The organism is Cryobacterium sp. MP_M3, assembly GCF_015752155.1.
Classification (GTDB): Bacteria; Actinomycetota; Actinomycetes; order Actinomycetales; family Microbacteriaceae; genus Cryobacterium.
The window spans coordinates 142065-167300 of record NZ_JADOVI010000008.1 but is presented as its reverse complement, the minus strand read 5'-3'; the positions used below and the strand labels follow the sequence as shown (position 1 = coordinate 167300).

General features: G+C 67.3%; 23 protein-coding genes and 1 tRNA gene. 6 read left to right on the top strand and 18 right to left on the bottom strand.

All coding sequences use genetic code 11. The features are described from left to right. The 9 genes from IWX89_RS11245 to IWX89_RS11205 all read right to left on the bottom strand — a co-directional run bounded on the left by IWX89_RS11245 (position 1) and on the right by IWX89_RS11205 (position 8715). Positions 1-2445, bottom strand: coding sequence for an RNA helicase (locus tag IWX89_RS11245; protein WP_196903641.1), 2445 nt, complete (start codon positions 2443-2445; stop codon positions 1-3). Positions 2446-2454: 9 nt separating this feature from the next. After that, the gene (gene tatC, locus IWX89_RS11240; RefSeq protein ID WP_196903661.1) at positions 2455-3207 is read right to left on the bottom strand and encodes a twin-arginine translocase subunit TatC; all 753 of its coding nucleotides are present in this window, start codon (positions 3205-3207) and stop codon (positions 2455-2457) included. 47 nt (positions 3208-3254) lie between these two features. Then, complete coding sequence (gene tatA / locus IWX89_RS11235; protein WP_134506483.1) at positions 3255-3479, bottom strand: Sec-independent protein translocase subunit TatA; 225 nt, start codon at positions 3477-3479, stop codon at positions 3255-3257. Beyond that, the gene (locus IWX89_RS11230; RefSeq protein WP_196903640.1) at positions 3472-3816 is read right to left on the bottom strand and encodes a hypothetical protein; all 345 of its coding nucleotides are present in this window, start codon (positions 3814-3816) and stop codon (positions 3472-3474) included. The genes tatA and IWX89_RS11230 overlap by 8 nt, the downstream gene beginning before the upstream one ends. Positions 3817-3819: 3 nt before the next feature. Further along, entirely contained in the window at positions 3820-4815 is a 996-nt protein-coding gene (locus tag IWX89_RS11225; protein ID WP_196903639.1) for a YafY family protein, read from the bottom strand. Then, complete coding sequence (locus IWX89_RS11220) at positions 4812-5864, bottom strand: WYL domain-containing protein (protein WP_307836521.1); 1053 nt, start codon at positions 5862-5864, stop codon at positions 4812-4814. The genes IWX89_RS11225 and IWX89_RS11220 overlap by 4 nt, the downstream gene beginning before the upstream one ends. A gap of 37 nt (positions 5865-5901) precedes the next feature. Beyond that, positions 5902-6867, bottom strand: coding sequence for an FKBP-type peptidyl-prolyl cis-trans isomerase (locus IWX89_RS11215; protein WP_196903638.1), 966 nt, complete (start codon positions 6865-6867; stop codon positions 5902-5904). 70 nt (positions 6868-6937) lie between these two features. Continuing rightward, positions 6938-7969 carry a tRNA (adenine-N1)-methyltransferase gene (locus IWX89_RS11210; protein WP_196903637.1) on the bottom strand — a complete coding sequence of 344 codons (1032 nt, stop codon included), beginning with the start codon at positions 7967-7969 and terminating at the stop codon, positions 6938-6940. Next, the gene (locus IWX89_RS11205) at positions 7966-8715 is read right to left on the bottom strand and encodes an HAD family phosphatase (RefSeq protein WP_307836520.1); all 750 of its coding nucleotides are present in this window, start codon (positions 8713-8715) and stop codon (positions 7966-7968) included. Before IWX89_RS11205 ends, IWX89_RS11210 begins: the two co-directional genes overlap by 4 nt. 82 nt (positions 8716-8797) lie before the next feature. Between IWX89_RS11205 and IWX89_RS11200 the strand changes: the two genes are divergently transcribed. Then, positions 8798-9751 (top strand): PAC2 family protein, encoded by a 954-nt coding sequence (locus tag IWX89_RS11200; RefSeq protein WP_307836519.1) that lies wholly within the window; start codon positions 8798-8800, stop codon positions 9749-9751. A gap of 93 nt (positions 9752-9844) precedes the next feature. Here IWX89_RS11200 and mshC read toward each other — a convergent pair whose 3' ends face one another. Genes mshC through IWX89_RS11185 form a run of 3 tightly spaced genes read right to left on the bottom strand, consistent with a single transcriptional unit; the run spans position 9845 to position 13337 of the window. Then, positions 9845-11125 carry a cysteine--1-D-myo-inosityl 2-amino-2-deoxy-alpha-D-glucopyranoside ligase gene (gene mshC / locus IWX89_RS11195; protein ID WP_196903635.1) on the bottom strand — a complete coding sequence of 427 codons (1281 nt, stop codon included), beginning with the start codon at positions 11123-11125 and terminating at the stop codon, positions 9845-9847. Between the two features lie 13 nt (positions 11126-11138). After that, positions 11139-11993: an undecaprenyl-diphosphate phosphatase gene (locus IWX89_RS11190; RefSeq protein ID WP_196903634.1), complete on the bottom strand. Its 855-nt coding sequence runs from the start codon at positions 11991-11993 to the stop codon at positions 11139-11141. A gap of 18 nt (positions 11994-12011) precedes the next feature. After that, on the bottom strand, positions 12012-13337 hold the full coding sequence (locus IWX89_RS11185; protein ID WP_196903633.1) for a M20/M25/M40 family metallo-hydrolase: 1326 nt from the start codon (positions 13335-13337) through the stop codon (positions 12012-12014). A 116-nt stretch (positions 13338-13453) separates the two neighbouring features. Between IWX89_RS11185 and IWX89_RS11180 the strand changes: the two genes are divergently transcribed. Both IWX89_RS11180 and idi read left to right on the top strand, forming a co-directional pair. Further along, a tRNA-Leu gene (locus IWX89_RS11180) sits at positions 13454-13536 on the top strand. A gap of 268 nt (positions 13537-13804) precedes the next feature. Next, positions 13805-14308 (top strand): isopentenyl-diphosphate Delta-isomerase, encoded by a 504-nt coding sequence (idi, locus tag IWX89_RS11175; RefSeq protein ID WP_307836518.1) that lies wholly within the window; start codon positions 13805-13807, stop codon positions 14306-14308. A 30-nt stretch (positions 14309-14338) separates the two neighbouring features. Here idi and IWX89_RS11170 read toward each other — a convergent pair whose 3' ends face one another. From IWX89_RS11170 to mvaD, 3 genes are read right to left on the bottom strand one after another with little or no spacing between them, the layout of a single operon-like run. Beyond that, positions 14339-16612, bottom strand: coding sequence for a hydroxymethylglutaryl-CoA reductase, degradative (locus IWX89_RS11170; protein WP_196903631.1), 2274 nt, complete (start codon positions 16610-16612; stop codon positions 14339-14341). Further along, a complete protein-coding gene (locus IWX89_RS18520) occupies positions 16609-17625 on the bottom strand; it encodes a mevalonate kinase (RefSeq protein ID WP_196903630.1) in 1017 nt (338 codons plus the stop codon). The genes IWX89_RS11170 and IWX89_RS18520 overlap by 4 nt, the downstream gene beginning before the upstream one ends. A 5-nt stretch (positions 17626-17630) precedes the next feature. Next, complete coding sequence (mvaD, locus tag IWX89_RS11160; RefSeq protein WP_196903629.1) at positions 17631-18689, bottom strand: diphosphomevalonate decarboxylase; 1059 nt, start codon at positions 18687-18689, stop codon at positions 17631-17633. Between the two features lie 94 nt (positions 18690-18783). Between mvaD and IWX89_RS11155 the strand changes: the two genes are divergently transcribed. Genes IWX89_RS11155 through IWX89_RS11145 form a run of 3 tightly spaced genes read left to right on the top strand, consistent with a single transcriptional unit; the run spans position 18784 to position 21759 of the window. Then, the gene (locus IWX89_RS11155; protein ID WP_196903628.1) at positions 18784-20277 is read left to right on the top strand and encodes a hypothetical protein; all 1494 of its coding nucleotides are present in this window, start codon (positions 18784-18786) and stop codon (positions 20275-20277) included. Positions 20278-20313: 36 nt separating this feature from the next. Then, complete coding sequence (locus tag IWX89_RS11150) at positions 20314-21423, top strand: tellurite resistance/C4-dicarboxylate transporter family protein (RefSeq protein WP_196903627.1); 1110 nt, start codon at positions 20314-20316, stop codon at positions 21421-21423. Between the two features lie 3 nt (positions 21424-21426). Further along, on the top strand, positions 21427-21759 hold the full coding sequence (locus tag IWX89_RS11145; protein ID WP_196903626.1) for a cupin domain-containing protein: 333 nt from the start codon (positions 21427-21429) through the stop codon (positions 21757-21759). A 48-nt stretch (positions 21760-21807) separates the two neighbouring features. Here IWX89_RS11145 and IWX89_RS11140 read toward each other — a convergent pair whose 3' ends face one another. From IWX89_RS11140 to pdhA, 3 genes are read right to left on the bottom strand one after another with little or no spacing between them, the layout of a single operon-like run. After that, positions 21808-23112, bottom strand: a complete 1305-nt coding sequence (locus IWX89_RS11140; protein WP_196903625.1) for a dihydrolipoamide acetyltransferase family protein — start codon at positions 23110-23112, stop codon at positions 21808-21810. Continuing rightward, on the bottom strand, positions 23109-24125 hold the full coding sequence (locus tag IWX89_RS11135; protein ID WP_196903624.1) for an alpha-ketoacid dehydrogenase subunit beta: 1017 nt from the start codon (positions 24123-24125) through the stop codon (positions 23109-23111). The genes IWX89_RS11140 and IWX89_RS11135 overlap by 4 nt, the downstream gene beginning before the upstream one ends. Further along, a complete protein-coding gene (gene pdhA, locus IWX89_RS11130) occupies positions 24122-25168 on the bottom strand; it encodes a pyruvate dehydrogenase (acetyl-transferring) E1 component subunit alpha (protein WP_231383165.1) in 1047 nt (348 codons plus the stop codon). The genes IWX89_RS11135 and pdhA overlap by 4 nt, the downstream gene beginning before the upstream one ends. Between the last annotated feature and the right edge of the window lie 68 nt (positions 25169-25236).

The following is a 25236-nucleotide window of genomic DNA, read 5'->3' as shown; positions in this document are numbered from 1 at the left end:
CTAAGCGACGGACGAATAGGCGACGATGCCGCGGCGGATCGCGTCCATGGCCTGCCGGGCGGTGCGCCCGACCGGCCCGTCGGCCACCACGGACAGCTGGTCGAGCAGGTCGATGGTCTGCTTGGTCCAGCGCACGAAGTCCCCCGCGGCCATCTCCGCTTCGTCCAGGACGTCGACGAGGGAACCGGCACGTGCCCACTTCCACATGGCCAGGCTGAGGCCGACCGCCAGCGGGTTGCTGCCGGGAAGCTTGTTGTTCCGCTCGAGGTCGTCGAGACGGCTCCACAGCTCCTCGGTCTGGTCGAGGGCCGGCCGGAACGCTCCCTTCGGCAGGTAGCGTTCGTCGATCATCCCCTCGTCCCGGCGCGGCTCGAAGACCAGCGCGCACGCCATGGCGGCCAGGCCGGCCGGGTCCAGGTCGTTCCACAGGCCGCGGCGCAGCGATTCAGCGACGAGCAGGTCCCGGTCCGCGTAGATGCGCCGGAGGATCAGTCCGCTTTCGCTGAGCGTGACGGAACCGTCCGCGTCCTCCAGCAGGTAGCCGTAGCCGAGGAGAACGTCGGTGACGCGGTCGAACACCCGCGCGACCGCGCCGGTGCGGGTCGTGATCTGCTGGGTGAGCGCATCCGTCTCCCGCTTGAGCTTCCACCAGCGCTGCGCCCACCTGGCGTGCTGCTCGCGGTCGGGGCAGCTGTGGCAGGGGTGCGCGCGCATGCGCTTGCGCAGGCTGGTGAGTTCGCGCTGGCGCCGCTCCCTGGCCGCCCGGGCACCGGTTTCGCCGGTCACGGTCTCCCGCTCGACATCGGTGAGTTTGCGGCGGATGGCGGAGTACTCGGTGAAGTCGCCCAAGTGGCATACCATCGACCCGGCGAACCCTGCCAGGGATTCCTCCTGCTGGCGAACCTTGCGGGCCATGTCGACGACGGCCCGGTCGGCCTGGAATTGGGCGAAGGATGACTCGAGCACGTCCCGGGTGCGCTCCCGCCCGAACTGGTCGATCAGGTTGACGGCCATGTTGTAGGTGGGCTTGAAGCTGGAGTTGAGCGGGTAGGTGCGCCGCGAGGCCAGGGAGGCGACCGCCTGCGGATCCAGGCCAGGCGCCCACTGGATCACCGAGTGGCCCTCCACATCGATGCCGCGCCGGCCGGCGCGGCCGGTCAGCTGGGTGTACTCCCCCGGCGTGATCGGCACCCGGGCCTCGCCGTTGAACTTCTCGAGCTTGTCGAGGACCACGGTGCGGGCGGGCATGTTGATGCCGAGGGCCAGGGTCTCGGTGGCGAAGACGGCCTTGACGAGCTTCTTCTGGAAGAGCTCCTCGACGACCTCCTTGAAGGCCGGCAGCATCCCCGCGTGGTGGGCGGCGACGCCGCGTTCGAGGCCGTCGAGCCACTCGAAGTAGCCGAGCACGCCGAGGTCCTCGTCGAGCAGGGTGCGGCAGCGCTCGTCGACGATCTGACGGATCTCCTCGCGCTCCCGGGCATCCGTGAGCCTCACCCCGGCCCGCAGCACCTGGCGAACGGCCTGGTCGCACCCCACCCGGCTGAAGATGAAGAAGATCGCCGGCAGCAGGTGCTTGCCCTCGAGCAGCCGCACGATCTCGGAGCGATCCATGCGTCCGGCGTCGAAAGAGGACTGACGGGGATTCCGGTCGCGGTCGTTCCCCCGCCGGCCGCCGCCGGACCGGACGGCCACACCGCGCCCACCGGCCTGTGCGAGCCGCACCAGCTCGGGGTTCACCTGATGGGTTCCGGCCAGGCCGGTGGAGTCGAACAGGTCGAGCATCTTGCTCTTGACGAGAACGTGCTGCTCGAGGGGCACCGGCCGCTCCTCGGAGACGATCACGTCGGTCTCACCGCGCACGGCCTGTAGCCAGTCGCCGAATTCCTCGGCGTTGGAGACGGTTGCACTGAGGGAGACCATCCGCACGTTCTGAGGGAGGTGGATGATGACTTCCTCCCAGACCGCCCCGCGGAACCGGTCGGCGAGGTAGTGAACCTCGTCCATCACGACGAAGGCCAGGTTCGTGAGCAGGTCGGAGTCGGCGTAGAGCATGTTGCGAAGCACTTCGGTGGTCATCACCACGACGCGGGCCTGGGGGTTCACGTTCGTGTCCCCGGTCAGCAGCCCAACCTGGTCAGCGCCGTATTCGGCGACCAGCTCCTGGAATTTCTGGTTGCTCAGCGCCTTCATCGGAGCCGTGTAGAAAACCTTCTGGGAGGTACCCTGCATGGCCAGGTAGATCGCGAACTCCGCGATCAGGGTCTTGCCGGCACCGGTCGGCGCCGCGACGAGCACGCTGTTCCCGGCCTCGAGCGAGGCGCAGGCGGCGAGCTGGAACGCATCCAGTTCGAAGCGGAGACCCGCCCGGAACGATTCGAGTTTCGGGGCCTTGGCGCGGGTTCTGGAGGCCGAGTAACGTTCGGCCGGCGACTGCAGTGAGGTCATCGGATGCGCCTAAAGCGCCAGCTCCTGTTCGAAGGCACGGTTGCGCCGGGCGGCGCGCCGGTCGTGTAGGGAGGCGACACCGTACGCGGCGAAGTAGAGCACCACCATCGGGATGGCCAGGAGGAACATCGACACCACGTCCGCGGCCGGGGTGGCGATGGCGGTGAACAGGATGATCACGAGGATGGCCACCCGCCAGGACTTGATGATCGACTGGGCGCTGATGACGCCGGCGAAGTTGAGCAGCACGATGAACACGGGCAGCACGAACGCCACCCCGATCGCGACGACGAGTTTCAACACGAAATCGAAGTAGCTCTGCGCGGTGACCAGGGCGGCGTCCTGGGCCGGCGCGAAGCTCGTCATCAGCTCGACCACGTGCGGCAGCACGTAGAAACCGGCGGCACAGCCGGCGAGGAAGAGGGGGACGGCGGTGAAGAAGAACCCGAATGTGTATCGTTTCTCGGTGCGGGTGAGCCCGGGCATCAGGAAAGCGAAGACCTGATACAGCCACATCGGGCTCGACACGACCAGGCCGACGTAGAAGGAGATCTTCAGCTTGAGGTCGAAGGCTGAGGTGATGTCGGGATAGTTGAGCTGGGCGCTGCGCCTCTGGGCGGTGGCGATCGTGTAGATCGGTTCACGCAGGGCGTCCCAGACGAAGTCGGACAGGAACCACCCGACGATGGCGCCGACCAGGATGCCGGCGGCCGCGAGAAAGAGACGCTTCCGCAGCTCGAGCAGGTGCTGCCCGAGCGACATCTTCCCGTCGGCGGCCTCGCGCCGAGGAGTGCGCCCTGGCACGTGGGTTAGGACTTCGAGCTGGGGTCGGCGGGGCCGGCGGCCTTCGAGGAGTCGGTGCCCGTCGTGCCGGTGGTCTCATCGTCCGGCTTGTCGCTCTTGATCTCGCTCTTGAAGATTTTCATCGACTGGCCGAGGCTGCGTGCGAGAGCAGGGAGTTTGGGCGCGCCGAAGAGCAGGAGAACAATGACGAGGATGATCAGGAAATGCCATCCGGTCAGGTTGTTAAGCATGGGAGTCCGTCCTCTGGGTGGAAGGGGCGTGCTGCAACAGTTTACCTCGGGCAACCAAGCGATCCCGACGTAGCTGACGGCGGTGCCGGCGCTCGGCTCGTCCCTGTTCGACGAGGAGGAGGACGTCGGCCGTCTCCTCGAACACTGCGGGCCGGAACCGCGGCCGCGGCGGGGCCTCCGGGGCGAGTTCGAGTCCCGCGACCTGGTCGGCGAGGGCTTCGAGCGCCTCCATCGTGCGCATGGCCTTTCGGAAGAGCGCGTACCCGAACCAGGCCAGCATCCCGATCAGCAGCAGGACCAGGCCTGTCCAGAGCAGGACCCAACTCCACCAGGCCATCGGCTACGCCTCCCTGTCGCCGGGGACGGTCTCGTCGTAGCGCGCCGCGCCCGCAGCGGCCCAGTCCCTGGTGAGTGCCCGCGCTTCGGGTGGTCCGATGACGGTGACCAGGCCGGACAGCCCGGCGACGATTCTCTTCAGCCCGTGGAAATGGGCCACCCGGATGCTCTGCCGCACGAGTCCGTCCGCCGCGCCGGGGCCGGCGCTGTATGGTGCGTAGTCGGCGAGCAGCGGCACCGCGGCGGATGGCAGCTCAACGACGATCTCGAGGTCGGTGTCCGAACCCTGGAACAGCGTGTCGGGAAGGGACCCGGCGGACCCGGAGACGGTGGGGACATCCGTGACCCGGAGGCCGCTCATCCGGTCGAGCCGGAAGGTGCGCATGGCGCCGCGCAGATGACACCAGCCGCGCAGGTACCAGTCCCGGTCGACGGACTCGATCCGCATCGGGTCGACGTGCCGCGCCTCGTGACCGCCCCGGGAACTCAGGTAGTCGAATTCGATCTGCACCCCGCGCGCCACGGCCGCCTTGATCAGTGCGATCGCCTCTCCGGGTTCGGTGCTGGACACCACCACCTGGCTGGGAGTCGCCGATGCGCTGCGGGTGAGCTTGGCCATCAGCGAGGAGATGGCCTCGACGTCCGCGTTCTCCGGCAGTGACGACAGGTACTGCAGGCCGGCGATCAGCGCTGCGGCCTCCCGAGCGGAGAAGCGGGGCGAGTCGTCGATCGCCACCAGGTGAGTGAGCACGATGTTGTCGTTGGTCTCGAATTCCTCCCAGTGGATGTCGAACAGGTCGCCGTGCAGGTACTGGCGCGTCTCGCCGGGGATCCCCGACATCGCGATCAGGTTCACCGCGTCGCGCACGCGCTCCGGGGGCACCCCGAAGTGCGCGGCGACCGAGCTCACACTGACGCTCTCGTGGTCCATCAGGTACGGCACGAGCGACAGGAGGAAGGTCAGCTTGTCTGAGGCCCCGAGGGCAGGTCCGGTGCTCATTCGGTGCCTTCCTTGGCAGCAGCGGGTTCCAGGAACGCATCGGCATGCGCGTCCCTCACCCTGACCAGCCGGGCGAGGACTGCGGTCCGGAGCGCGTCAGGGGACCGAACAAGCACCTCCGGGCCGTAGCCGGCGAGTTCGTCGGCCAGGATGTCGAGGTCGGTGTAGTGGAGGGCCACGGTCGATTCGCCCGGGTCTCGGCCCGGTTCGACGGCCTGCCGTTTGGACAGCCGCACCGCCGCGTCGCTGCCCGGTTCGACCGTGATCTCGGCCAGGTTCGTTCGCCAGAGGGCGTCGAGTTCGGCCAGGGCCTCCTGGCCTTTGCCTGCGCCGCCGGGCACGAACGTCGCCCCCGGCACGGTCACCACCGGGCCGACGATTCGGGAGAGGAGGAACGTGCGGGTGGCCTGGGCATCCTCGTCCGTGCCGAACAAATGCCAGCGTCCCTCGTGGAGCACGACAGCCTGCGGGGCGACCCGGCGGCGGCGTGGCATGCCCTCCCCCGGCTTCAGGTACTGGAACGCGACGATCTGCCCACGGTCCATAGCCTTGCTCAACGGTTCGAAGGACGCGTCCCGCACGCGCAGCGTCGGCGAGTAGCCGAGCACCGGGTCGGTCGAGTCGATGCCGAGCGAGTTGAGTTTGGTCAGTGCCCGGCGTGATTCCCCGGAGAGCGAACCCTCGCGCCAGACCGTGGCGGCCAGCTTCAGCAGCATGAGTTCGTCAGCGGAAAAGCTCACGTCGGCGGGCAGCTCGTACAGCCCCTTGGGAATCCGGTAGCGCAGGTGGTGGTTGCTGCCCGGGTCGTCGGGCGGCTCCACCGTCTCCAGCGGGATTCCCAGTTCCCGGATGTCGTCCTTGTCACGCTCGAACTGCCGTTCCAGGCTGGCGTTGTCACCGCCGACGGCGTAGCGCTGCCGATAGCCCTGAACGGTGGAGAGAATCTCCGCCTTGGTCAGCCCGATCTCGGTGGCGATGAGCGCCAGAACGAGGCTGAACAGGCGTTCTTCGACCGAAACGCGGCTGGGCTTGTCGGGGATGGTGGACACGGTGCGAGTCTAGCGAACCGCCGCCTGCGCCTCCCGCTCAGCCGATCCCGAGGATGTCGGCGACGAAGACGAGCGTCGACCCGGCCGGGATCGAGGCCTGGGCGGTGTCGCCGTAGCCCTGGTCCGGAGGGATCACCGTGACGACCTGCGAACCGACGGTCTGGCCGATGAGGGCCTTCGCGAACCCGGGGATGATGCCGCCCTGGGTCTTGGACCCGTCCGCGGCGAGGAACTGCACCGGGCCGCCCTTGGCCCAGCTGGAGTCGAACACGGTCTTCTCGGACCAGAGCACACCGGTGTAGTGCACGGTCACCGTGTCGCCCTCGGCCACCTTCGGGCCGGTGCCCTTCTTCAGCACGCCGATCTGCTGTTTCTTCGGGGCGGCGCCGGACGGGATGGTGATGCCGGGCGTGCCGTCCGCGGCGAGCACGACCCCGGGCAGACCGTTCGCGACGGGCTGGTCCGTTCCGTTCGCCCGCGGCAGGTAGGACTTGACCACGTCGAGGACGAAGACCAGGCTGTCGTCCTTGCCGACGCCGATCTGAGCGTTGCCGCCCTGGGGTCCGAACGCGTCGTCGGGCGAGACGACCACGGCGACGCGGGACCCGACCTGCGCGCACTGGAGGCCCTCGGCGAGGCCCTTGATCGTCTTGTCGTTGAGCACGAAGGTGGTGGCGCTGGAGGCGTCGTACTTGCTCTCGTTGATGACCTTGCCCGAGGTGCCGTTGTAGACGGACAGTTCGATCTTGACCTGCTGTCCGGGGACCAGGCCGGCACCGGTGCCGGGGAGGATCTCGCTGCGCTGGGTCGTCTTGGCCTTCAGCGGTGTCGGGAAGTCGACCGTCGGCGCGCTGCCGGCCTTGCCGGTGACCGTGACCAGCCTGGCCGCCGCGCCGTCCGTGACCGGAGACTGGCACGACCCGGCGGAGTCTCCGGCGCTGCAACCGCTGAGGACGGTCATCAACAGCGCTGCGGTTGCGACGAGTGCAGGAGCTCTACGCACGGGTTCTCATTTCTCGGGGAAGTCCGGGTGGTGCGGGGAATCGGGTGGCGAATCGTGGCCGGAGCCAATCCTAACCGGCGTCGGGCCGGCCGGACTCCGGTTGCTCGCCGGCCAGGTTGCGCGCCTTGGAGAGGGCCGCCCCGGTCTCGGCGATCCGCACCCGCTTGCGCATCACCTTGGGGCTGACGCTGCGTTCGCCGAGAGCGCCGGGTGTCCAGGCTTCCACGTCGGCGTCGGAGAAGTCCGTCTTCGACGGGCGGCGTTTGAGCTCGGGAAGGATGGTGTCGGGCGCGAGCCGCCTGGCGGTGATCAGGAATCCGGTGTGGCCGATCATCCGGTGGTCGGGACGCACGGCGAGTCCCTCGACGTGCCAGCCGCGCACCATGGTCTCGTGCGAGTCGGGGTTCGTGTACTGGCCGGTCGCACGGATGGCTTCCGCCACCCGCGAGAGCTGGGTCACCGTGGCCACGTAGCAGAGCAGCACTCCGCCGGGCTTGAGGGCGGCGGACACGACCTCGAGGCACTCCCACGGGGCGAGCATGTCGAGCACCACCCGGTCGACGCTCTGGTCAGGCATCGTCTCCGGCAGGGTATCGGCCAGGTCGCCGAGCGTGATCGACCAGTTCTCCGGGTCGGCGCCGAGGAATGTGGCCACGTTGTCCCTGGCCACATCGGCGAACTCCGCGCGGCGTTCGAAGGAGGCGAGCCGGCCTGCGGGGCCGATTGCCCGGAGCAGCCAGATGGACAGCGCGCCGGAACCCACGCCGGCTTCGACGACGGTGGCGCCCGGGAAGATGTCGGCCTGCGCGAGGATCTGTGCCGCGTCCTTCGGGTAGATGATGGCGGCACCGCGGGGCATCGACATGACGAAATCGATCAGGAGCGGGCGCAGGGCGAGATGTTCGACACCGACGTTGTTGGTGACGACTGACCCGTCCGGAAGCCCGATGATGTCATCGTGGGCGAGGATGCCCCGGTGGGTGTGGAAGACCTTGCCCGGTTCGAGCGTGATCGTGTTCAGCTTGTTCTTGGGGCCGGTCAGCTGCACGCGGTCGCCGATCCTGAACGGCCCGCTGTTCTGGATGACCTGGTTGTCGCTCATGCGTTGCTTACGTCCTCGTTGTCGGCCGATTCGGGATCGGGCTGAATCGGTGTGCGTCCGGGGCGGCCGCGCCGCTCGCCGAACACGGCGGTGAAGCCCGCCAGGGACCGCCCGGAAAGGGACGGCCACAGATCGTAGTGGGCGCTCTCAGGGAGGGGGATCATGTGGGGCACGCCGATGACGACCGCGCCGGAGGCGACGGCCGCGGCTATCCCCGGCAGGGAGTCCTCGACGGCGATGCACCGGACCGGGTCGACGCCCAGGTGCCCGGCCGCGGAGAGATAGGCCTCAGGGTGCGGTTTGCTTTTGGTGACCATGTCGCCCGCGACGATCGTGTCGAAGGCCCTGAACCCGACCAGGTCGGCGACCTGTCGGGCCATCCGTTCGGTGGACATGGTGACGAGCGCCATCGGCACGCCGGCGCTCTTGAGTTCGGTGAGCAGGGGCAGGGCTCCCGGGCGCCACGGCGGGCCGAAGTCGCGCAGGAGTTCCTGGACCCGGTCGGTGAGCCAGTTGACGATCGCGTCGGCGTCCAGGTCGACCCCACGGCCCTGCAGGATCGAAGCGGACCCCCACAGGCCGGAGCCCACGAGCAGCATGCCGTCGCTGTGCGTCCAGACGCCACCGAAGGATTCGACGAGTTCGGTCTCGGCGCGCATCCAGTACGGCTCTGAGTCGACGATCGTCCCGTCCATGTCCCAGAGCACGGCCGCAGGCAGGAGGGATTCGGGTCGGATCGGGTGCACGGAGTCCAAGTGTAGAGGGCACGGCCTATCCTTAACTGATGGTGCGCCGGGTGGCGCGCCCCCGGGATCGAGGTTTCAGGCAGTGACAGACTCCAACGGATTCCTCAGCGAACGACTCCTTGTGGTCGCGTTCGAGGGCTGGAACGACGCGGGCGAGGCCGCCACCGGTGCGGTGGGCACCTTGAAGGAACTGCTCGACGTGTCCCCCATCGCGGAAATCGACCCCGAGACCTACTTCGACTACCAGTTCAACCGTCCGACCATCTCCACCGGGGAGGACGGCATCCGGGTGCTCGAGTGGCCGAGCGCGATCATGTACGGGCCGACCACCCCCGGCGAGTCGGCTGTCCCGCTGGCCGACGACGCCCAGTTGCGGGTGAGCGGCACGAACGCCGGGAACATCTACCTGCTCCTCGGCACGGAGCCCTCGCGCAGCTGGAAGAGCTTCGCGTCGGAGATCCTCGACGCGGCGCTGGCCGCGGACGTGGGCGGGATCGTGTTCCTCGGTGCGATGCTCGCGGATGTGCCGCACACCCGGCCGATCTCGATCTTCGTGTCCAGTGACAACCCGCAGGTACGGGCCGAGCTGCAGATCGAACGCAGCTCCTATGAGGGCCCGGTCGGCATCCTCAGTGTGCTCGCGATCGCCGCCGAGGCGGTGGGCATCCCCACCCTCTCGATCTGGGCATCCGTGCCTCACTACGTGCACAACGCGCCGTCGCCCAAGGCGATGCTGGCCCTGATCGACAAGCTCGAGGAGATCATCGACGTGGTCATCCCCCGGGGTGACCTCGTCAACGAGGCCGCGGAATGGCAGAGCGGGATCGATGTGCTCGCCGGGGAAGATGAGGAGATGGCGGCGTACATCGCCCAGCTGGAGCAGGCCAGGGACACCGTCGATTCCCCGGAGGCCAGCGGCGAGGCGATCGCCCAGGAGTTCGAGAAGTACCTTCGCAAACGCGGCGACGGACGGGACGGCCGCGCGGACGGTCGAGCCGACGGACGGCCGGGCCCCGAGGGACCCCGCCAGCCCTGAGCCGAGCCCTGAGCCGAGCCCTGAGCCGAGCCCTGAGCCGACGGCGGCCGGGGGGAGCCGGCGAGCCTCACGGGCCAGGCCGGAACCGTCAGGCTAGAGCGCCACGCCGAGCAGCGCGGCCACGGCCAGGGCCACCGACGCCGGATTGTCGACGGCCTCGGCGGCCGCGACGTCGAGCACAGCCAGGGCACCCGGGGTGTCGAGGTCGGCGACCAGCGCGGCACGGAGCGCGTCGATGACCGCGCGGGCATCCATGGGGCCGGGACGGGCCCCGCTGCCGAACGCGGCGGTCCACTCCGTCAGGCGGGCGGCTGCGGCGTCCAGGTGCGCGTCGGTCCATTCCCAGTCGGTGCGGTAGTGCTGGGCGAGCAGGGCGAGGCGGATGGCCCGCGGGTCGACTCCGGCTGCTCGGAGCCGGGAGACGAGCACCAGGTTGCCGAGGGACTTGCTCATCTTCTCGCCCTGGTAGGCGACCATTCCCGTGTGGCTGTACACCCCGGCGAGCGGATGCCCGGAGAGCGCCGCGGCGTGCCCGGCGCTCATGTCATGGTGCGGGAAGACCAGGTCGCTGCCGCCGCCCTGCACCGTGAAGTCGGTGCCGAGCTCCTTGAGCGCGATCACGGAGCATTCGATGTGCCAGCCGGGCCGCCCCGCGCCGACCGACGAGGGCCAGGACGGTTCGCCGGCCCGCGCGGCGCGCCAGAGCAGCGGGTCGAGCGGGTCTCGTTTGCCCGGGCGCTCGGGGTCTCCCCCACGCTCCGCCGACAGGGCGAGCATCTCGGGCCGGGCCAGGTTGCTCTCCTCGCCCAGGGTCCACGGCACCAGGCGCTCCGCCGCCGCGATGTCGAAGTAGATGTCCGAACCGGCGGACCCGATCGTGCCGAATTTCGTGGTGTCGACGATGGAATCGCCGGTGGGTACCGCGTAGGCGATCCCGGCATCCCACAGCTGCGCCACGGCCGCCGCGATCTCGTCGATCACTTCGGTGACGGCGACGTAGTCGTTCGGGGGGATGATTCCCAGCGCCTCCATGTCGGCGCGGAAGAGTTCGACCTGCGACGCGGCGAGTTCGCGCCAGTCGACGCCGGTCGCGGTCGCGCGTTCGAGAAGCGGGTCGTCGACATCGGTGACGTTCTGGGCGTAATGGACCCGGTAGCCGGCGTCGAGCCAGACCCGCTGAAGCGTGTCGAAGGCCAGGTAGGTCGCCGCATGGCCGAGGTGGGTCGCGTCGTACGGGGTGATGCCGCACACGTAGAGCCGGGCGGCAGCGGACGGCTTCGCTTCCACGAGGGTCTCCGTGGCCGTGTCGTACAGCCACGGTGCGCCGGACTGGCCGGGGAGTTGCGGGATCTCGGGTCGTTGCCAGGCGCGCATTGAACCAGCCTAACTAGGCGGCGATGGTGTTGGTGGCCAGCAGGCCGAACAGGGCCAGGCCGAGCGCGATCCGGTAGATCACGAACGGGAGGAAGCTGCGCTTGGAGATGTAGTTCATGAAGAACCCGATCACGAACAGGGCGACGACGAAGGCGATGACCGTGGCGACAAGGGTTTCGAACGGGCCGAAGATCTCGGGGGTGCAATTGGTCGCGGCGGCGAGGCACGGGTGTGCGATCGACTTGTACATCTGGTAGAAACCGCTGCCGAGCACCGCGGGGATGGCGAGCAGGAAGGCGTACCGGGCGGCGGCGCGCCGCTCGTAACCCATGAACAGCCCGGCGGTGATCGTGCCGCCGGAGCGGGACACACCGGGGATGAGTGCGAGGGCCTGGGCGAAACCGTAGACGACGCCGTGGCGGACGGTGATGTCCTTGAGCCGGCGCTTCTTGGCGCCGACGTAGTCGGCGATGCCGAGCAGGACGCCGAAGACGATCAGCACGGTCGCGGTGATCCACAGGTTGCGGAGCGAGGACTCGATCTGGTCCTGGAAGAGCAGTCCGAGAACGATGATCGGCAGGGAGCCGAAGATGATCAGCCAGCCCATCCGGGCGTCCGGGTCGGTGCGCGGCACCTTGCCGACGAGGGAGCGGAACCACTGGCCGATGATGCGCACGATGTCACGCCAGAAGAAGAGCACGACGGCGGCTTCGGTGCCGATCTGGATGATCGCGGTGAACCGTGACCCCGGGTCGGCCCCGGTGCCGAGGAACTCGCCCACGATGCGGATGTGGGCGCTCGAGGACACCGGTAGGAACTCGGTCAGCCCCTGGACGAGTCCGAGGATGATCGCGTTGATGAGATTCACTTGCCGCCCGCTTTGCTGTCAGTAGTTAGAGAGCAGGTCGGTCAGGACCTGCCTGCCAAACACTAACGCGTCGAGTGGGACCCGCTCGTCGACACCGTGGAACATGGCCGGAAAATCAAGATCTGCTGGGAGTTTCAGCGGGGCGAACCCGTAGCCCTTGATGCCCAGCGTGCTGAGCGCCTTGTTGTCGGTTCCGGCGGAGAGCAGGTACGGCAGCACCGGTGCGCCCGGGTCGTGCCGGCCGAGCGTGTCGACGACGGCGTCGACGAGCGGTCCGCCGAACTCGGTTTCCAGGCCGATGTCGCGGTGCATGATGACGATTTCGATGTCGGGCCCCACGAGTTCGGCCACCTCGGCCAGCACCTTGTCCTCGTCGCCGGGCAGGGTGCGGATGTCGATCAGCGCCTCTGCGCGGTCGGGGATGACGTTGTGCTTGTAGCCGGCGTGCAGAACCGTGGGGTTCGTCGTGGTGCGCAGGCTCGCCTGGATGAAGCCGGAGGCCGTGCCGGTGGCCAGTGCCAGTTCGTCGGGGCCGACGCGCTGCGGGTCGACGCCGAGCACCCTGGCCAGTTCGGCCAGGAGCGCGCTCGTGGTGTCGGTGAGCCGGATCGGCCACTCGCGCCTGCCCACCCTGGCCACCGCCTCGGCCAGGCGCGTGACCGCGTTGGCGTGGATCAGGCGGGAGCCGTGGGCCGCCTCACCGCGGGCGATGAGCTTGACCCAGATGAGAGCTTTCTCACCCGTTTGCAGCAGATAGGCGCGTTGGCCGCCGAGGGTGATCGAGTACCCGCCGACTTCGCTGATCGCCTCGGTCGCCCCCGTGAAGAGTTCGGGATGCGTGTCGACCAGGAAGTGCGACCCGAGCACTCCCCCGGCTTCCTCGTCGGCGAAGAAGGCCACCACCAGGTCCCGGGCCGGCTGCTGTCCCGCACCGAGGATGTCCTGCAGGGCGGCGAGGATCATCGCGTCCATGTTCTTCATGTCCACGGCTCCGCGGCCCCAGAGCAGGCCGTCCTTGATCACGCCCTCGAACGGGTCGACCGACCAGGCCTCGGGGTCCGCCGGGACGACGTCGAGATGACCGTGCACCACGAGGGCCCCCCGGCTCGAATCGCGACCGGGAACGCGAGCGACGACACTCGTGCGGCCTGGTTCGGACTCGAACAGCTGCGGGGCGAGGCCGAGGGCGCGGAGGTTGGCGGCGACGTACTCCGCGGCATCCGTCTCGCCTTTGGAGTTGCCCTCCCCGTAGTTGGTCGTGTCGAATCGGATGAGGTCGCGGGCGATCTCGGCAGTCAGGTCCAGGCGGGGGGTGGCCGGGGTGTTCTCAGCGGAGGAAAGCATGGCCTTCACGCTACCGGGCCGTGCCGGATACCGGGGACGGCGGGCGCGGCCTGAGGGTGCTGAAATCCGTGCTAGATTATCTATTCGGCGGCCGGACAACGGCAGCCGAAGCACCAGCCCGGGTGGCGGAATGGCAGACGCGCTAGCTTGAGGTGCTAGTGCCCTTATGGGCGTGGGGGTTCAAGTCCCCCCTCGGGCACAGAGAGAGGTTCGGAGTATTCCGAACTTCCGTTTGGGAAATAGGTCGAGACAACCGATATCGGTTGTCCGGCCTATTTTTTTTGCCCGGAATGAAGCGACTGCTCGTTTCGACAGGCGTCAGGCCTGCTCGCATCTACCCGAGAGGAGCGGGTGGTCCCGCTGCGTCACGATCGTTCCCCTCGCCGCGGCGCTCGGCACGCGGGCTCGGGCGTAGATTTGGTGAAGGACTTTTCAGAGGACGGACACACGTGGTGAAGGAATCAGTGGTGCTGGTCGCAGAAGACGGCACCCCCGTCGGCAGGGCAGACAAAGCTCTCGTGCACGACCTCGATACCCCGCTTCACCTGGCTTTTTCTTGTCATGTCTTCGACCAGGACGGGCGCATCCTCGTGACCCGGCGGGCATTGAGCAAGAAGGCGTGGCCTGGCGTGTGGACGAACTCGTTCTGCGGTCACCCTGGGCCGGGCGAGGGGATGATGGACGCCGTTGTGCGCCGGGCGGAGCATGAGCTGGGAATCGAGATCGAGACTCTCACCCCGGCGCTCCCCGATTTTCGCTACCGCGCGGTCGACGCATCCGGAATTGTGGAGAATGAGATCTGCCCGGTCTTCACCGCGACCACCGCGTCGGAGATAGCTCCCCGCGCCGACGAGGTCATGGAGTGGCGTTGGGCGGAGCGAGCCCGGCTCGTCGCCGCCGTGGCCGCCACGCCGTGGGCGTTCAGTCCGTGGCTGACACTGCAGCTCCCGCTGCTCTACCCGGAGGGCTGACCGAGCCGAGCCCGGCCGGACCCCGAAACGCTAGCGAATCTCGGTCAGGTAGGTGATGTAGCCGGCGCTGCGCATGGCCGCGATGATCGGTTCGGTGCCACCGGGTTCGGCGACGGCGATCATGGCACCGCCGCCTCCGCCCCCGGTCAGCTTCGCCCCGAGCGCGCCGGACCGCCGAGCGATCGCGACGAGCTCCTCGATCTCCGGGCTCGAGACCTGCAGTGCGTTGAGTAACCCCTGGTTGATGTTCATGAGCTCACCCAGCTGCACAATGTCACCGCGTCGGAGAGCGTCGACGCCAGCCAATACCAGCCCGTCGATCTGGGTGAAGATTGGATCGTAGAGCCTCGGATTCCGTTGCCACGCCGAACGCACCAGCCCCACAGTGTGCGAGGTGAGCGAATTCACTCCGGAGAGGCCGATGATGATCGGAATCGGGTTGGGCGTGACGATTTCATCAACTTCGGGCCCGCCGGCGTCCGTCTTTCGAAACAGGATCGGTCGCCCGAAGGTTGCGACGGTGTTGTCGATACCCGACGGCGTACCATGCACGATTTGCTCGCATTCAAAGGCGAGCTCCGACACGGCGGCGTCGCTGACCCGAACCTCGAAGGAGGCCGCCACCGCGCGGATCACGGCCACCGCGAATGCGGCGGAGGCGCCCAGGCCGCTTGCTCGGGGCAGGTCGGAGAATACGTCAACGCGCAATCCAGCAGCCGGCACGCCGAGGCGCTCCAGGATCAGGCCCGCAACTCGATGAGAGAGGTCCTCCCGGAGGGGTTCGCGAACGGTCCCATCGACGTCCCGGTCAGCGATAACGGGCTCGCTCGTCGGCCATCCCCTGGTGACATCCGCCCGCACGGACAAACCGATCGGCGCCGCAATCGCGTGGCGGCCGTACACGACGGAATGCTCGCCCAGGAGGATGATCTTGCCGTATCCGACGTGGGCTCCCGGCAATGCTGCCACGGCACTGGTGCCGGGGGCATTCGGGGTCTGTGGCGCTGCGAGCTCGACCCGTTCGTCGACTGAAGCCATGATCTGACGTGCCTTCCAGACCTTGATCTCCCCGTCGGCGAGGAGCCGTTCGACGACCTCATCGAACCGGATGCCGCGTGCCCCGGCGGCAACCGCGACCGCCCGCGCGTGCAACCGCATGTGGCCGTGCTGGATGCCGTTGGTGGACAGGGCCTTGAGTGCGGCCAGGTTCTGGGCGAGGCCGACCGCCCCCATCACCTCGGCCAATTCGCGGGCAGAAGAGACGCCGAGAATGGTGTGGGCCAGGCGCACGGCCGGATTCGACTCCACCTGGCCGCCCACCGTACCCACCTTGAGCGGGATGGTCAGCTCGCCGACGAGGTCGCCGTTGTCGCCGGCGCTCCAGCCGGAGAGGGGGGCGTAAGCCTCCCCGCGGGCCGCGTAGGCATGCGCGGCAGCTTCAATCGCCCGCCAGTCGTTGCCCGTCGCGATCGAGACGGCGTCGATGCCGTTCATGATGCCCTTGTTGTGCGTGGTCGCCCGGTAGACATCCATCGCGGCGAATTCGTTGGCGAGGATGATCCCATCGCGAACCCGTTCACCGGAAAAGTCGCCGGTCGCCAACAGTTCGTGGGGAATGACGGCGCGGGCACGCACCAGGGCCCGGTCGGTGAGATTCGAGAGAATGCGTAGAAACACCCTCCCCTCGGTGATCTCCTCGATCAGCGGTGCGATTCGTTCGCACATCGAATTGACGAGGTTGGCGCCCATCGCATCCCGGGTGTCCACGGTCAGGTGCACGACAAGCAGCTCGCCGTTGTGCGCTGTCGTCCCGCGGAAGAACACCTCGACGCCTCGGGCGCCTCCGCCTCGCGCCACCATGTTCGGATGTCCGCTATTGGCCAGCCGCAGGATCTCAGCCGTGCGATTGAGCACGGCTGACCGCGCCCGTTCGGGTTCGGGTACGTCCACAACCTGGACCTGGCCGATGAGCATCGGTTCATCCGCGACGCTGGTGAAACCGCCGGCCTGCCGCACGAGTCTCGCGGTGGAGCTCACCGCGGCAATGATGGACGGTTCTTCGACGACCATCGGTACGAGGTAGTCGAGGTCGTTGATCCGAAAATTCAAGCCGAGCCCCATCGGCATCGAAAACACGCCGATCACGTTCTCGATCAGCCGGTCGGCGGTATCCACATCGAGGGAGTACGTTCCCTCGCGCAGTGCGGCATAGTCCGCCTCATCCAGCACCCCGCGTGCGTGCAGGAGCTCCAGCCGCTTGTCGACCGACAACTGATAGAACCCGGGGATGCGCGACCGGCTCATGATGTGCAATCTCCCTGCAGCCCGGCCGCGAGGAAACCCAGTGGGACGACCAAGGCCCCGGCCCGGGCGAGGGCCGCGGCGAGTCGTTCGGCGGGCTCCCCGCTGTGGCTGAACGCCAGGCCGATGTCTCCGCCACCCGCTCCGCTGGTTTTGAAAGCGCCGCCCTCTCGTCGCACCAATTCGTGCAATTCGCGGTGGCGCTCGGTCACGATTCCGGCCAGTGCATGCGCGTCGAGCCGGGAGAGAGCTATGAAGTACTCGTTGGCCAGCCTCAGGAAACCGTCGGGATCAGCCAAGGCAGCTTCAGCGCGTTCGGAAAGGGCCGACAGCCGGGCGATGTCCGCGCGGTGCCTGGCCGGATCTTCGGCCGCGTAGTCGGCCACACGGGCCACCAGCCGGGTCGTCAGGGAGCCTTCACCGGTGACCACGGCCATCATCTGTAATTCCCCCGGCCAGTGGAGCGGCAGCGGGGTGGCACCCTGGTTGTACCCGATCAGCCCTCCGTACACGCTCGCGGCCACGTCGCCGCCACTGCCGACACCACCTTGCGCACTCCGATGAGCCGCGTCGGCGAGGCTGAACAGCGACGCCCGTCCCTGGTTCAGCCCCACTGCGGTGCACAGCGCGGCGGTCAGCGCCGTGGCAACGGCGGCGCTCGACCCCAGCCCGAGTTTGTGGCCGTCGCGGGAGAGAGCGCTGCTGTCGATCGAGATCGCGAGTCGCTGGGGCGGCCGCGGGGCTCGGGCCAGAACGGCCTCCCTCACCGCGTCGAAGACGCGAAGGCTCGAACGCACCCGGGAATCGAGCGTGCTCGGCAGCTCTCCGTCCGTGCCGAGCGGCAGGTTCTCGATCCCCAGGTTGGGCGCACTCACGTGCCAGGAGCCGGAGGTCGAGTCGTCGACAGTCACGTCGACACGGCGGTCGACTGCCGTGAGCAGCGCGGGCGCGCCTCCAAGCACGGCATACTCGCCGAGCAGGAATAGTTTGCCGGGCGCGGACGTTCTGATTCGCACCGCCGTCACGCCAACCTGTGAGCGCCGGGGCCGAGGGTGCTCCCCCGCACCTCGAGCACCCCGGGGACGAGCGCGAGGGTTGCCTGAACGACCGCGCTGTCGGCCGGCAGAGAGAGGACCTTGACCTGCGGGCCGGCGTCGATGGTGAAGTAGGCCGGCACGCCGTCGGCGCGCAGGCCCCGCACCGCATGCAAGGCGGCAACGGTCGCAGCGTTCCAATAGAGGAGCGCAGGTCGGGTGGTCAGCATCAGCGCGTGCATCTTCAGGCAGTTGTATTCGGAGAGCTGCCCGAGCCGGGCAAAGTCGCGGGCGGCGATGGCGGCACGCATCTCGGAGAGGTCCTCGGCGGCGGAGTCGAGCCAGGTCGGGTAGAACGGCGAGGTGGCAGCGCTTTCGACCATGCCGACGGTGGAGTTGATCGACTTCTCACCGCGCTCGGTGATGGCCACGGTGACCGACACAGGCCAGTCGGCCGCACCGAGCAACTGCTCGGCATACGCGTCCGAACCATCCGCGGCGACGCCGGTGTGCATCTCGGCAAATCCGCCGAGAATTGACCGCGCCGCCGAGCCGGAGCCGCGGCGCGCCAAAATCGACAATTCCCGGTCGGTCAGTTCGAGACCGGCCGCGCCGGTCGCGGCCACCGCCAGGGCCGCGAACCCGGATGCCGACGAAGCCAGTCCCGCCCCGGTCGGAAAGTTATTCGTCGACGAGACGACGACGCGCTGCTCGTGTCCCACCCGTGCGCGCACCAGGTCGAGCACCCGACTGACCCGGGTGGCGTCGCTGCGGGACCCGTCGATCCAGAATTCGTCGTGCGCGAGATCGGGCCGAAACGTCACCCGCGTGTCGGTGTAGAGCGCTTCCAGGGTGACCGAGATAGAGCCGACCGCCGGGATGTTCAGGGCGGCGTCGCGTTTGCCCCAGTACTTCACCAGGGCGATATTGCTGTGTGCGCGCGCCACAGCGGTAGCGCCACCGCCAAGAGTTTCATCCACAGTGGAGCTCCGATCGAATTCTCTCAATTTTAGCGGGTGGCTTGCCGCCCACTTCTCGCGCCGCACGCCCCTCCCCCGCTGGCTTCTCAGATCGAACGCTGAATAATGGGTAGGTGCGTTCGAGACCCGATCTGGGCGAGCCGAGCACAGGAAATGTGAAGTGGAACTTTTGACGCCTGGAATCAGCGGTATCTCCCTGTACGTCCCGCCGTACCGCGTACAGCTGCACGCCTGGTGTGAGTGGAACGACCAGCCCTGGAGGAAGATCCAGAAGGTGGTCGGTCGCAGCTTCCGGATGCGCGGGCCAGGGCAGAGCATGTACACGCTCGCCGCCAACGCGGTCTGGCGACTTATCCGAGACTACGATATCGACCCGACCCAGGTCGGCTTCCTGGCGCTCGGTACCGAATCCAGCACCGACAACTCCGCGGGCGCCGTCATCGTCAAGGGCATGATCGACGAGGCCCTCCTCGCCCACGGCATGCCGGCACTCGCGCGCAACTGCGAGGTGCCGGAATTCAAACATGCCTGCCTCGGCGGTGTGTACGGGATGAAGGCGGCGCTGCGCTACCTGGCGACCGATGGCGCCGGACGCCAGGCGATCGTGGTCTGCGCCGATATCGCCGAATACGAGCTCGAGGGCAGCGGTGAGCCGACTCAGGGCGCTGGCGCCGTCGCGCTGCTCCTGGAGAGTGATGCGCGCCTGCTCGAAGTGGACCTGGCCGGCTCCGGCAGCGATTCCGATTACCGCGTGGCCGACTTCCGCAAACCCTTCGCCCGCTTTCGCAATCAGCCTGAACGCGAAGACGGACAGGTACAGGACCTGCCGGTGTTCAACGGGCGGTATTCGACCAGCTGTTACATCGACGCGACCCATCACGCGATGTCCGACATGCTCAGCAAACGCGCCGGCGGTCCCAGCGTCGACTTCTTCGAGAAGGTCGACGCCGTCTTCATGCACCGCCCGTATCACCAGATGCCGACGACCGGCTGGGTGATGGCCTATCTGTTCGCGCTCGCCGACGACGAGGATTCGGGCCAGGATCAGTTGCGAGGCTATTGTGCCGACGCCGGCATCGACGCGGAGACCCTCCTTGCCGAGCTCCGGAATCCCTCTCCCTTCCCCGCTGACACAGCAGACCTCGGCGGCTTCACCGGCGAGGCCTTCCCCCTGAGCCGGCAGCTGCGTCAGCACCTGCGCGGCACCGCGCTCTGGGCGACACTTGTGGAGGACAAGCTCGGTCTCGGCTCCGAGGCCATGCGTGACCTGGGCAACCTGTACACGGCGGCTCTTCCGGCATGGCTCGCCTCCGGGCTGCAGCAGGCAAGAGCCGAGGGCCGAGAACTCTCCGATCAAACCTGGCTGGCCCTGGGCTACGGAAGCGGGGACGCCGCAGAGGCTCTGCCAATGCGCGTTGTCACGGGCTGGCAGGAGGCCGCAGCCCTGATCAACTTCGACAGCGCGCTTGCCGACCCGGTCGACCTCACCGAGGTGCAGTATCTCGCTCTGCATACCGGGCATTTCGGCGAGATCCCGGCGGCGCCCGCCGACGACGAATTTGTGGTCGACCACATCGGCACGTCGAGGGGGCCCGATTTCCACGATGAGGGCATCGAGTATTACCGCTACGCACCACCCTCGACTTCCCGCTGAGCCAGGCCTGGCGAGGCAGAGCACTAGTCTGTGAAGATGGCGTCTGAGGATGGCACGCGCGTGGGTTCCGCTATCCGCGGGATGCCTCCGGGCTACTTCGCGCTGGTCATGGCCACCGGGATCATTTCGGTCGGGATGCACCTGATCGGCGTCCGAACGCTCAGTGCCGTCCTCATGGGTGTGTGTGCCACGGCCTACCTCGTACTGATCCTGCTGACCGGATGGCGGTTCGTCGCCTATCGTGTGGCCTTCGTCGAGGACTTGCACGATCCACACCGGGGCCTTCAATTCTTCACTTTCGTGGCCGGCACGAATGTCCTGGCCGCGCGCCTGGCCATCGAGGGCTGGTTCACGGCGGCCGCGACCCTTCTGGGGGTTTCCGGCCTCACCTGGCTGCTGCTCGGCTATGCAGTCCCCTGGCTCGCTGTCCTGGGCCGTACGGCGCGGCCCGTACTCGGCGCCGCGAACGGGACCTGTTTCATCTGGGTCGTCGCCAGCCAATCGGTCGCCGTCGTGGCAGCCGCGTTGGAGCCGGCCTCTGGGGACGCCAGGGCATTGCTCGCGGTCCTTGCCATCCTGTCCTGGTCTGTGGGCATCTTCCTCTATGGAGCCGTGGGTGTCTTCGTCGCCTTGAGACTGGTGCTGTACGAAATACGCCCGGAGGACATAGACGCTCCGTACTGGGTAGCCATGGGCGCCTGTGCGATCACGGTGTTGGCGGGCGCACGAATCGTCGAGATGGCAGACGCCCCGATGGTGAGCGCGACAAGAGGCCTTGTCGGCGGTATCTCCGTCATGTTTTGGGCGTTCGCCACCTGGCTCATCCCCGTGCTCATCGCGGTCGGGTTCTGGCGTCATGTCAAACGCCGCCTACCCCTCAGTTATGGTGCGACGCTCTGGAGCATCGCATTCCCGGTCGGAATGTACGCCGTCGCCGGCATCTATCTCGGCCAGGCCGACAGGCTTCCACTGGTTGGACAGATCGGGACCGCCTCACTCTGGGTGGCCCTGGCCGTGTGGGTGACTGTGTTCACCGCAATGGTCCGTCAGCCGCTGAGGGATGGCGGATACCTTCGTGGAGCCCGTGGGAAGCCGATTACCCCGATTCGCCGGCTTTCGCCGGCGGATCGAGAGAGTGAGAACTGAACAGTGCAGAAAATCTCGATCGAGGCGCTCGCTCGCCAACAGCTCAAGGCCGCCACCGACAGCACGAGTGGTCGCGCAGCCGACACGGTCTTCGGGGGACACGAGAAGATCCTGCGTCAAACCGTCATCGCCCTGCTCGACGGGAGGTCCCTGAGCGAGCATGAGAATCCGGGCGAGGCAACAATTTACGTCCTCAGCGGGCGGGTCCAGCTGAGAATGGGCGACGTCGTCTGGGAAGGCCGCACCGGGGACCTCCTGATCGTTCCTGATGCACGCCACAGCCTCGCCGCGATTGAAGATTCCACGGTCCTGATGACCGTCGCCAAAAAGGGCTAGACCATGGCGACTCGCTGAACCCGGCCGGTGCCGGAGTGACGGACTGCCTCAGGCGATGATCGTCCACGGATTCTCGATCAGGCGGGACAGGGTCTGCAGGAACTGCGCGGCCACGGCGCCGTCGATGATCCGATGGTCCGCCGACAGGGTATAGCGCATCCTGTGCCGGATGACGATTTCACCGCCCACCACGACCGCTTCGGGAGCGGTGCCGCCGACAGCCAGGATCGCCCCTTCGGGAGGGTTGATGATCGCGGTGAATTGCTCCACCCCGAACATGCCGAGGTTGCTGATCGTGAAGGTTCCGCCCGACATCTGGGCCGGCGTGAGCTTCTTGGCGTTGGCCAGGACGACCAGGGCCCTGGCCTCCGTGCCGAGCCGGCTGACCGTCTTCTGGTCCGCGTCCTCGATGACGGGAACAACAAGGCCGTTGGCGGAGGCGACTGCCACACCGATGTTGACCCGGTGATGCACCAGCATCTCGCCGCTCGCGTCATCGATATAGGACGCGTTCACCTCAGGCTGCTCGCGCAAAGCGAGCGCGCTCGCCCGAATGAGCAGGTCGTTGATGCTCACCTTCGGTCGACCGGCCAGAACAAGCTGCGCGTTCAGGTCAGTGCGCAGCTGCACCAGATTCTCTGCGTCCGCTGCGGCGGTGACGAAGAAGTGCGGGATGCTGCGGGCGCTCTCGCCCAGCCGTCGCGCGATGATGCGGCGCATATTGCTCAGCGGGACGGCCTCGGATGAACGCTTGTCGTCGACCTCATGCGAGACTGCGGACGTTTCCGGAGCGAGCGCAGCGGTCACCGATGTGCTGAGCGCGCCACGACCGGAACCCGTCGCCTGCGCGAGCAGTTCGTCGGTATCCGACCGGATGATTCGACCGCCGGGCCCCGTGCCGCGCACCTGACTCAGGTCGAGATGGTGCTCCCGTGCGAGCTTGCGCACCAGGGGCGACGCAAAGAGGCGATCACTTTCCATGGAGGCTTTGCCGGTGGCCGAAGCAAGTGCCGAGACAGGGCTCGCGGGGGCATCCTCGGTCACCAAGACAGGGGCCGACGCGGCAGAACCGGCAGCGGCGGCGGGCGCCGCCCCTGGCGCGGGATCGGTGCTCGGCCTGCCATCGTCGAGCAGGGCGATGGGCACGCCGATGGAGACCAGTTTGCCCTCCGGCACAAGATGCTCGGACAGCATGCCGGCTTCGTAGGCTTCATATTCCATCGTGGCTTTGTCAGTCTCGATCTCGACGAGCAGGTCGCCGACCTCGACTCGATCACCGGGCTGCTTGTGCCAGATGGCGATGGCGCCTTCCTCCATCGTGTCGGAAAGGCGGGGCATGGTGATTTCGATCATGATTGTGCACCCATCGGGTAGCGGCGGCGACCGACGGCGTCGAGGGTCTGGCGAATGGCGCCGATGACGTCATCGGCCGACGGCAACGCGGCTGTCTCCAGTGGTCTTGAGTAGGGCAGCGGCACTTCGGCCATCGCGACGCGTCGAACAGGCGCGTCCAGATAGTCGAAGGCGCCGTCGGAGATTGTCGCCGCGATCTCAGCGCCGATTCCGTAGGTCAGCCAATCATCCTCGAGGATGACGGCGGCGTGCGTTTTCTTGACAGACTCCACGACGGTTTCACGGTCGAGCGGGCGCAGGCTGCGCAGGTCGATGACCTCGATGTCCAGGCCGTCCGACTCCGCGAGCTGTTCCGCAACCTGAGACGCAACATAGGCCATCCGCGAGTAGCCGATCAGGGTGATGTCGCTCCCCTGACGAGTGACGGCTGCTTTGCCGATCTCAGCCGGCACGTCACCGTCGGGCACCTCCCCCTTGTTGTTGTACAAGGACAGATTCTCCAGGAAGAGAACCGGGTCATCGTCCCGAATCGCCGCGATCAGAAGCGCCTTGGCGTCGGCGGGTGTGCTTGGCGCCACGACCTTCATCCCGGGCACGAAAGCATAGAAGAGCTCAATGTTCTGCGAGTGGGTCGCCCCCAGCTGCTGGCCACCGCCGCCCGGCGTGCGGATGACCAGGGGAACCCTGGCCTGCCCGCCGAACATGCCGTAGATCTTGGCAGCGTGGTTCACGATCTGGTCGAGCGCCAGCAGGGAGAAGTTGATGGTCATGATCTCGACGACGGGGCGGAGACCGAGCATGGCGGCACCGATGGCGGCGCCGGTGAAGCCCTCTTCGGCGATCGAGGTGTCCCTCACACGCTTCTCACCGAATTCGTCGAGCAGTCCGGCGGTGATCTTGTAGGCGCCTTCGAAGAGGCCGATTTCCTCGCCCATCAGGAACACGTCCGCGTCCCGGTGCATTTCGGAGCGCAGAGTGTCGTGCAGTGCCTGTCGGTAGGTCATGATGCTCATTGGCTGACTCCGTACTCCGGGATTGGTGCAGGTTCGAACAGAGGTTGCCCCGGCAACCGGTGGGAGTCGTTTGCGACGGGTGTGGCGTAGGTGTAGTCGAAGAGGGTCGACACGTCAGGGAATGCGCTGTTTTCGGCAAAGGCCGCGGCCGCGGCCGCCTGTGCGGTTGCGTCCTGGTCGATGGACGCCAATTCCTGCTCGTCGAGCAGGCCGTCCGCGACGAGCTTCGCCGCAAAGGCCGGAACCGGGTCGCGCTCTTTCACCTGGACCATCTCTTCGGCTGAACGGTACTTTGCGGGGTCAACGACGGAGTGCCCTCGGAGACGCTCGGTCACGACTTCGAGCAGGAACGGCCTGCCGCCACGAGCCATCGCGACAGCTCGTTCGGCCGCTTCGAACACGGCGATGGGATCGAGCCCATCGACGCGTTCGGACGCCATCCGGTAGGCGGATGCCCTCTTGTAGAGATCAGGCTCCGCGGAAGACTTCTCGACCGTCGTGGCCATCCCGAGCGCGTTGTTGATGACGACGTACACGATCGGCAGATTCCAGAGTGACGCTATGTTCAGGGATTCGTGGAAGGCCCCGATGTTCGTCGTCCCGTCGCCCATCGTGCACAGGACGATCTCGTCCCCACTGCGATAGTCGATGGCCAGGGCGGCTCCCGTGGCGAGGGGGATCTGGCCGCCGACGATGCCATAACCGCCCAGCATCCGCTTCTCAAAATCGAACATATGCATGGACCCGCCCCACCCTTTGGACACGCCGTCGGCCCGGCCGTACAGCTCCGCCATCACCCGATTGGGATGGATGCCGCGAGTTATCGCGTAGCCATGCTCGCGGTAGTTGGTGAAGAGGTAGTCGCTCGGGCGAAGCGCCGCCATGAGTCCGACGACTGCGGCTTCCTCGCCAAGGTTCAGGTGGCAGTATCCGCCGATCATCGCTTGAGTGTAGGCCCGTGCCGCTCGCTCCTCGAACCGGCGAATGAGCATCATCTGACGGTAGAAACCGACCGAGCGTTCGCCGGTCGCATCTTCGGCCAATGGCGAGGCTGGGGCCCGTTCCACAGGCCTCGTGGGCGGCATGGGAACCTGCGGCACCCCCCGGGTCT

What these genes read in the sequence shown, in the direction of transcription:
- tatC (WP_196903661.1), bottom strand. Translation starts at nt 3,207, where the DNA reads ATGTCGCTCGGGCAGCACCTGCTCGAGCTGCGGAAGCGTCTCTTTCTC.
- IWX89_RS11140 (WP_196903625.1), bottom strand. Translation starts at nt 23,112, where the DNA reads ATGATCGAAATCACCATGCCCCGCCTTTCCGACACGATGGAGGAAGGC.
- IWX89_RS11150 (WP_196903627.1), top strand. Translation starts at nt 20,314, where the DNA reads ATGGCGTCTGAGGATGGCACGCGCGTGGGTTCCGCTATCCGCGGGATG.
- mshC (WP_196903635.1), bottom strand. Translation starts at nt 11,125, where the DNA reads ATGCGCGCCTGGCAACGACCCGAGATCCCGCAACTCCCCGGCCAGTCC.
- IWX89_RS11230 (WP_196903640.1), bottom strand. Translation starts at nt 3,816, where the DNA reads ATGGCCTGGTGGAGTTGGGTCCTGCTCTGGACAGGCCTGGTCCTGCTG.
- IWX89_RS11185 (WP_196903633.1), bottom strand. Translation starts at nt 13,337, where the DNA reads ATGCTTTCCTCCGCTGAGAACACCCCGGCCACCCCCCGCCTGGACCTG.
- IWX89_RS11170 (WP_196903631.1), bottom strand. Translation starts at nt 16,612, where the DNA reads ATGAGCCGGTCGCGCATCCCCGGGTTCTATCAGTTGTCGGTCGACAAG.
- IWX89_RS11245 (WP_196903641.1), bottom strand. Translation starts at nt 2,445, where the DNA reads ATGACCTCACTGCAGTCGCCGGCCGAACGTTACTCGGCCTCCAGAACC.
- IWX89_RS11135 (WP_196903624.1), bottom strand. Translation starts at nt 24,125, where the DNA reads ATGAGCATCATGACCTACCGACAGGCACTGCACGACACTCTGCGCTCC.
- IWX89_RS11225 (WP_196903639.1), bottom strand. Translation starts at nt 4,815, where the DNA reads ATGAGCACCGGACCTGCCCTCGGGGCCTCAGACAAGCTGACCTTCCTC.
- IWX89_RS11210 (WP_196903637.1), bottom strand. Translation starts at nt 7,969, where the DNA reads ATGAGCGACAACCAGGTCATCCAGAACAGCGGGCCGTTCAGGATCGGC.
- tatA (WP_134506483.1), bottom strand. Translation starts at nt 3,479, where the DNA reads ATGCTTAACAACCTGACCGGATGGCATTTCCTGATCATCCTCGTCATT.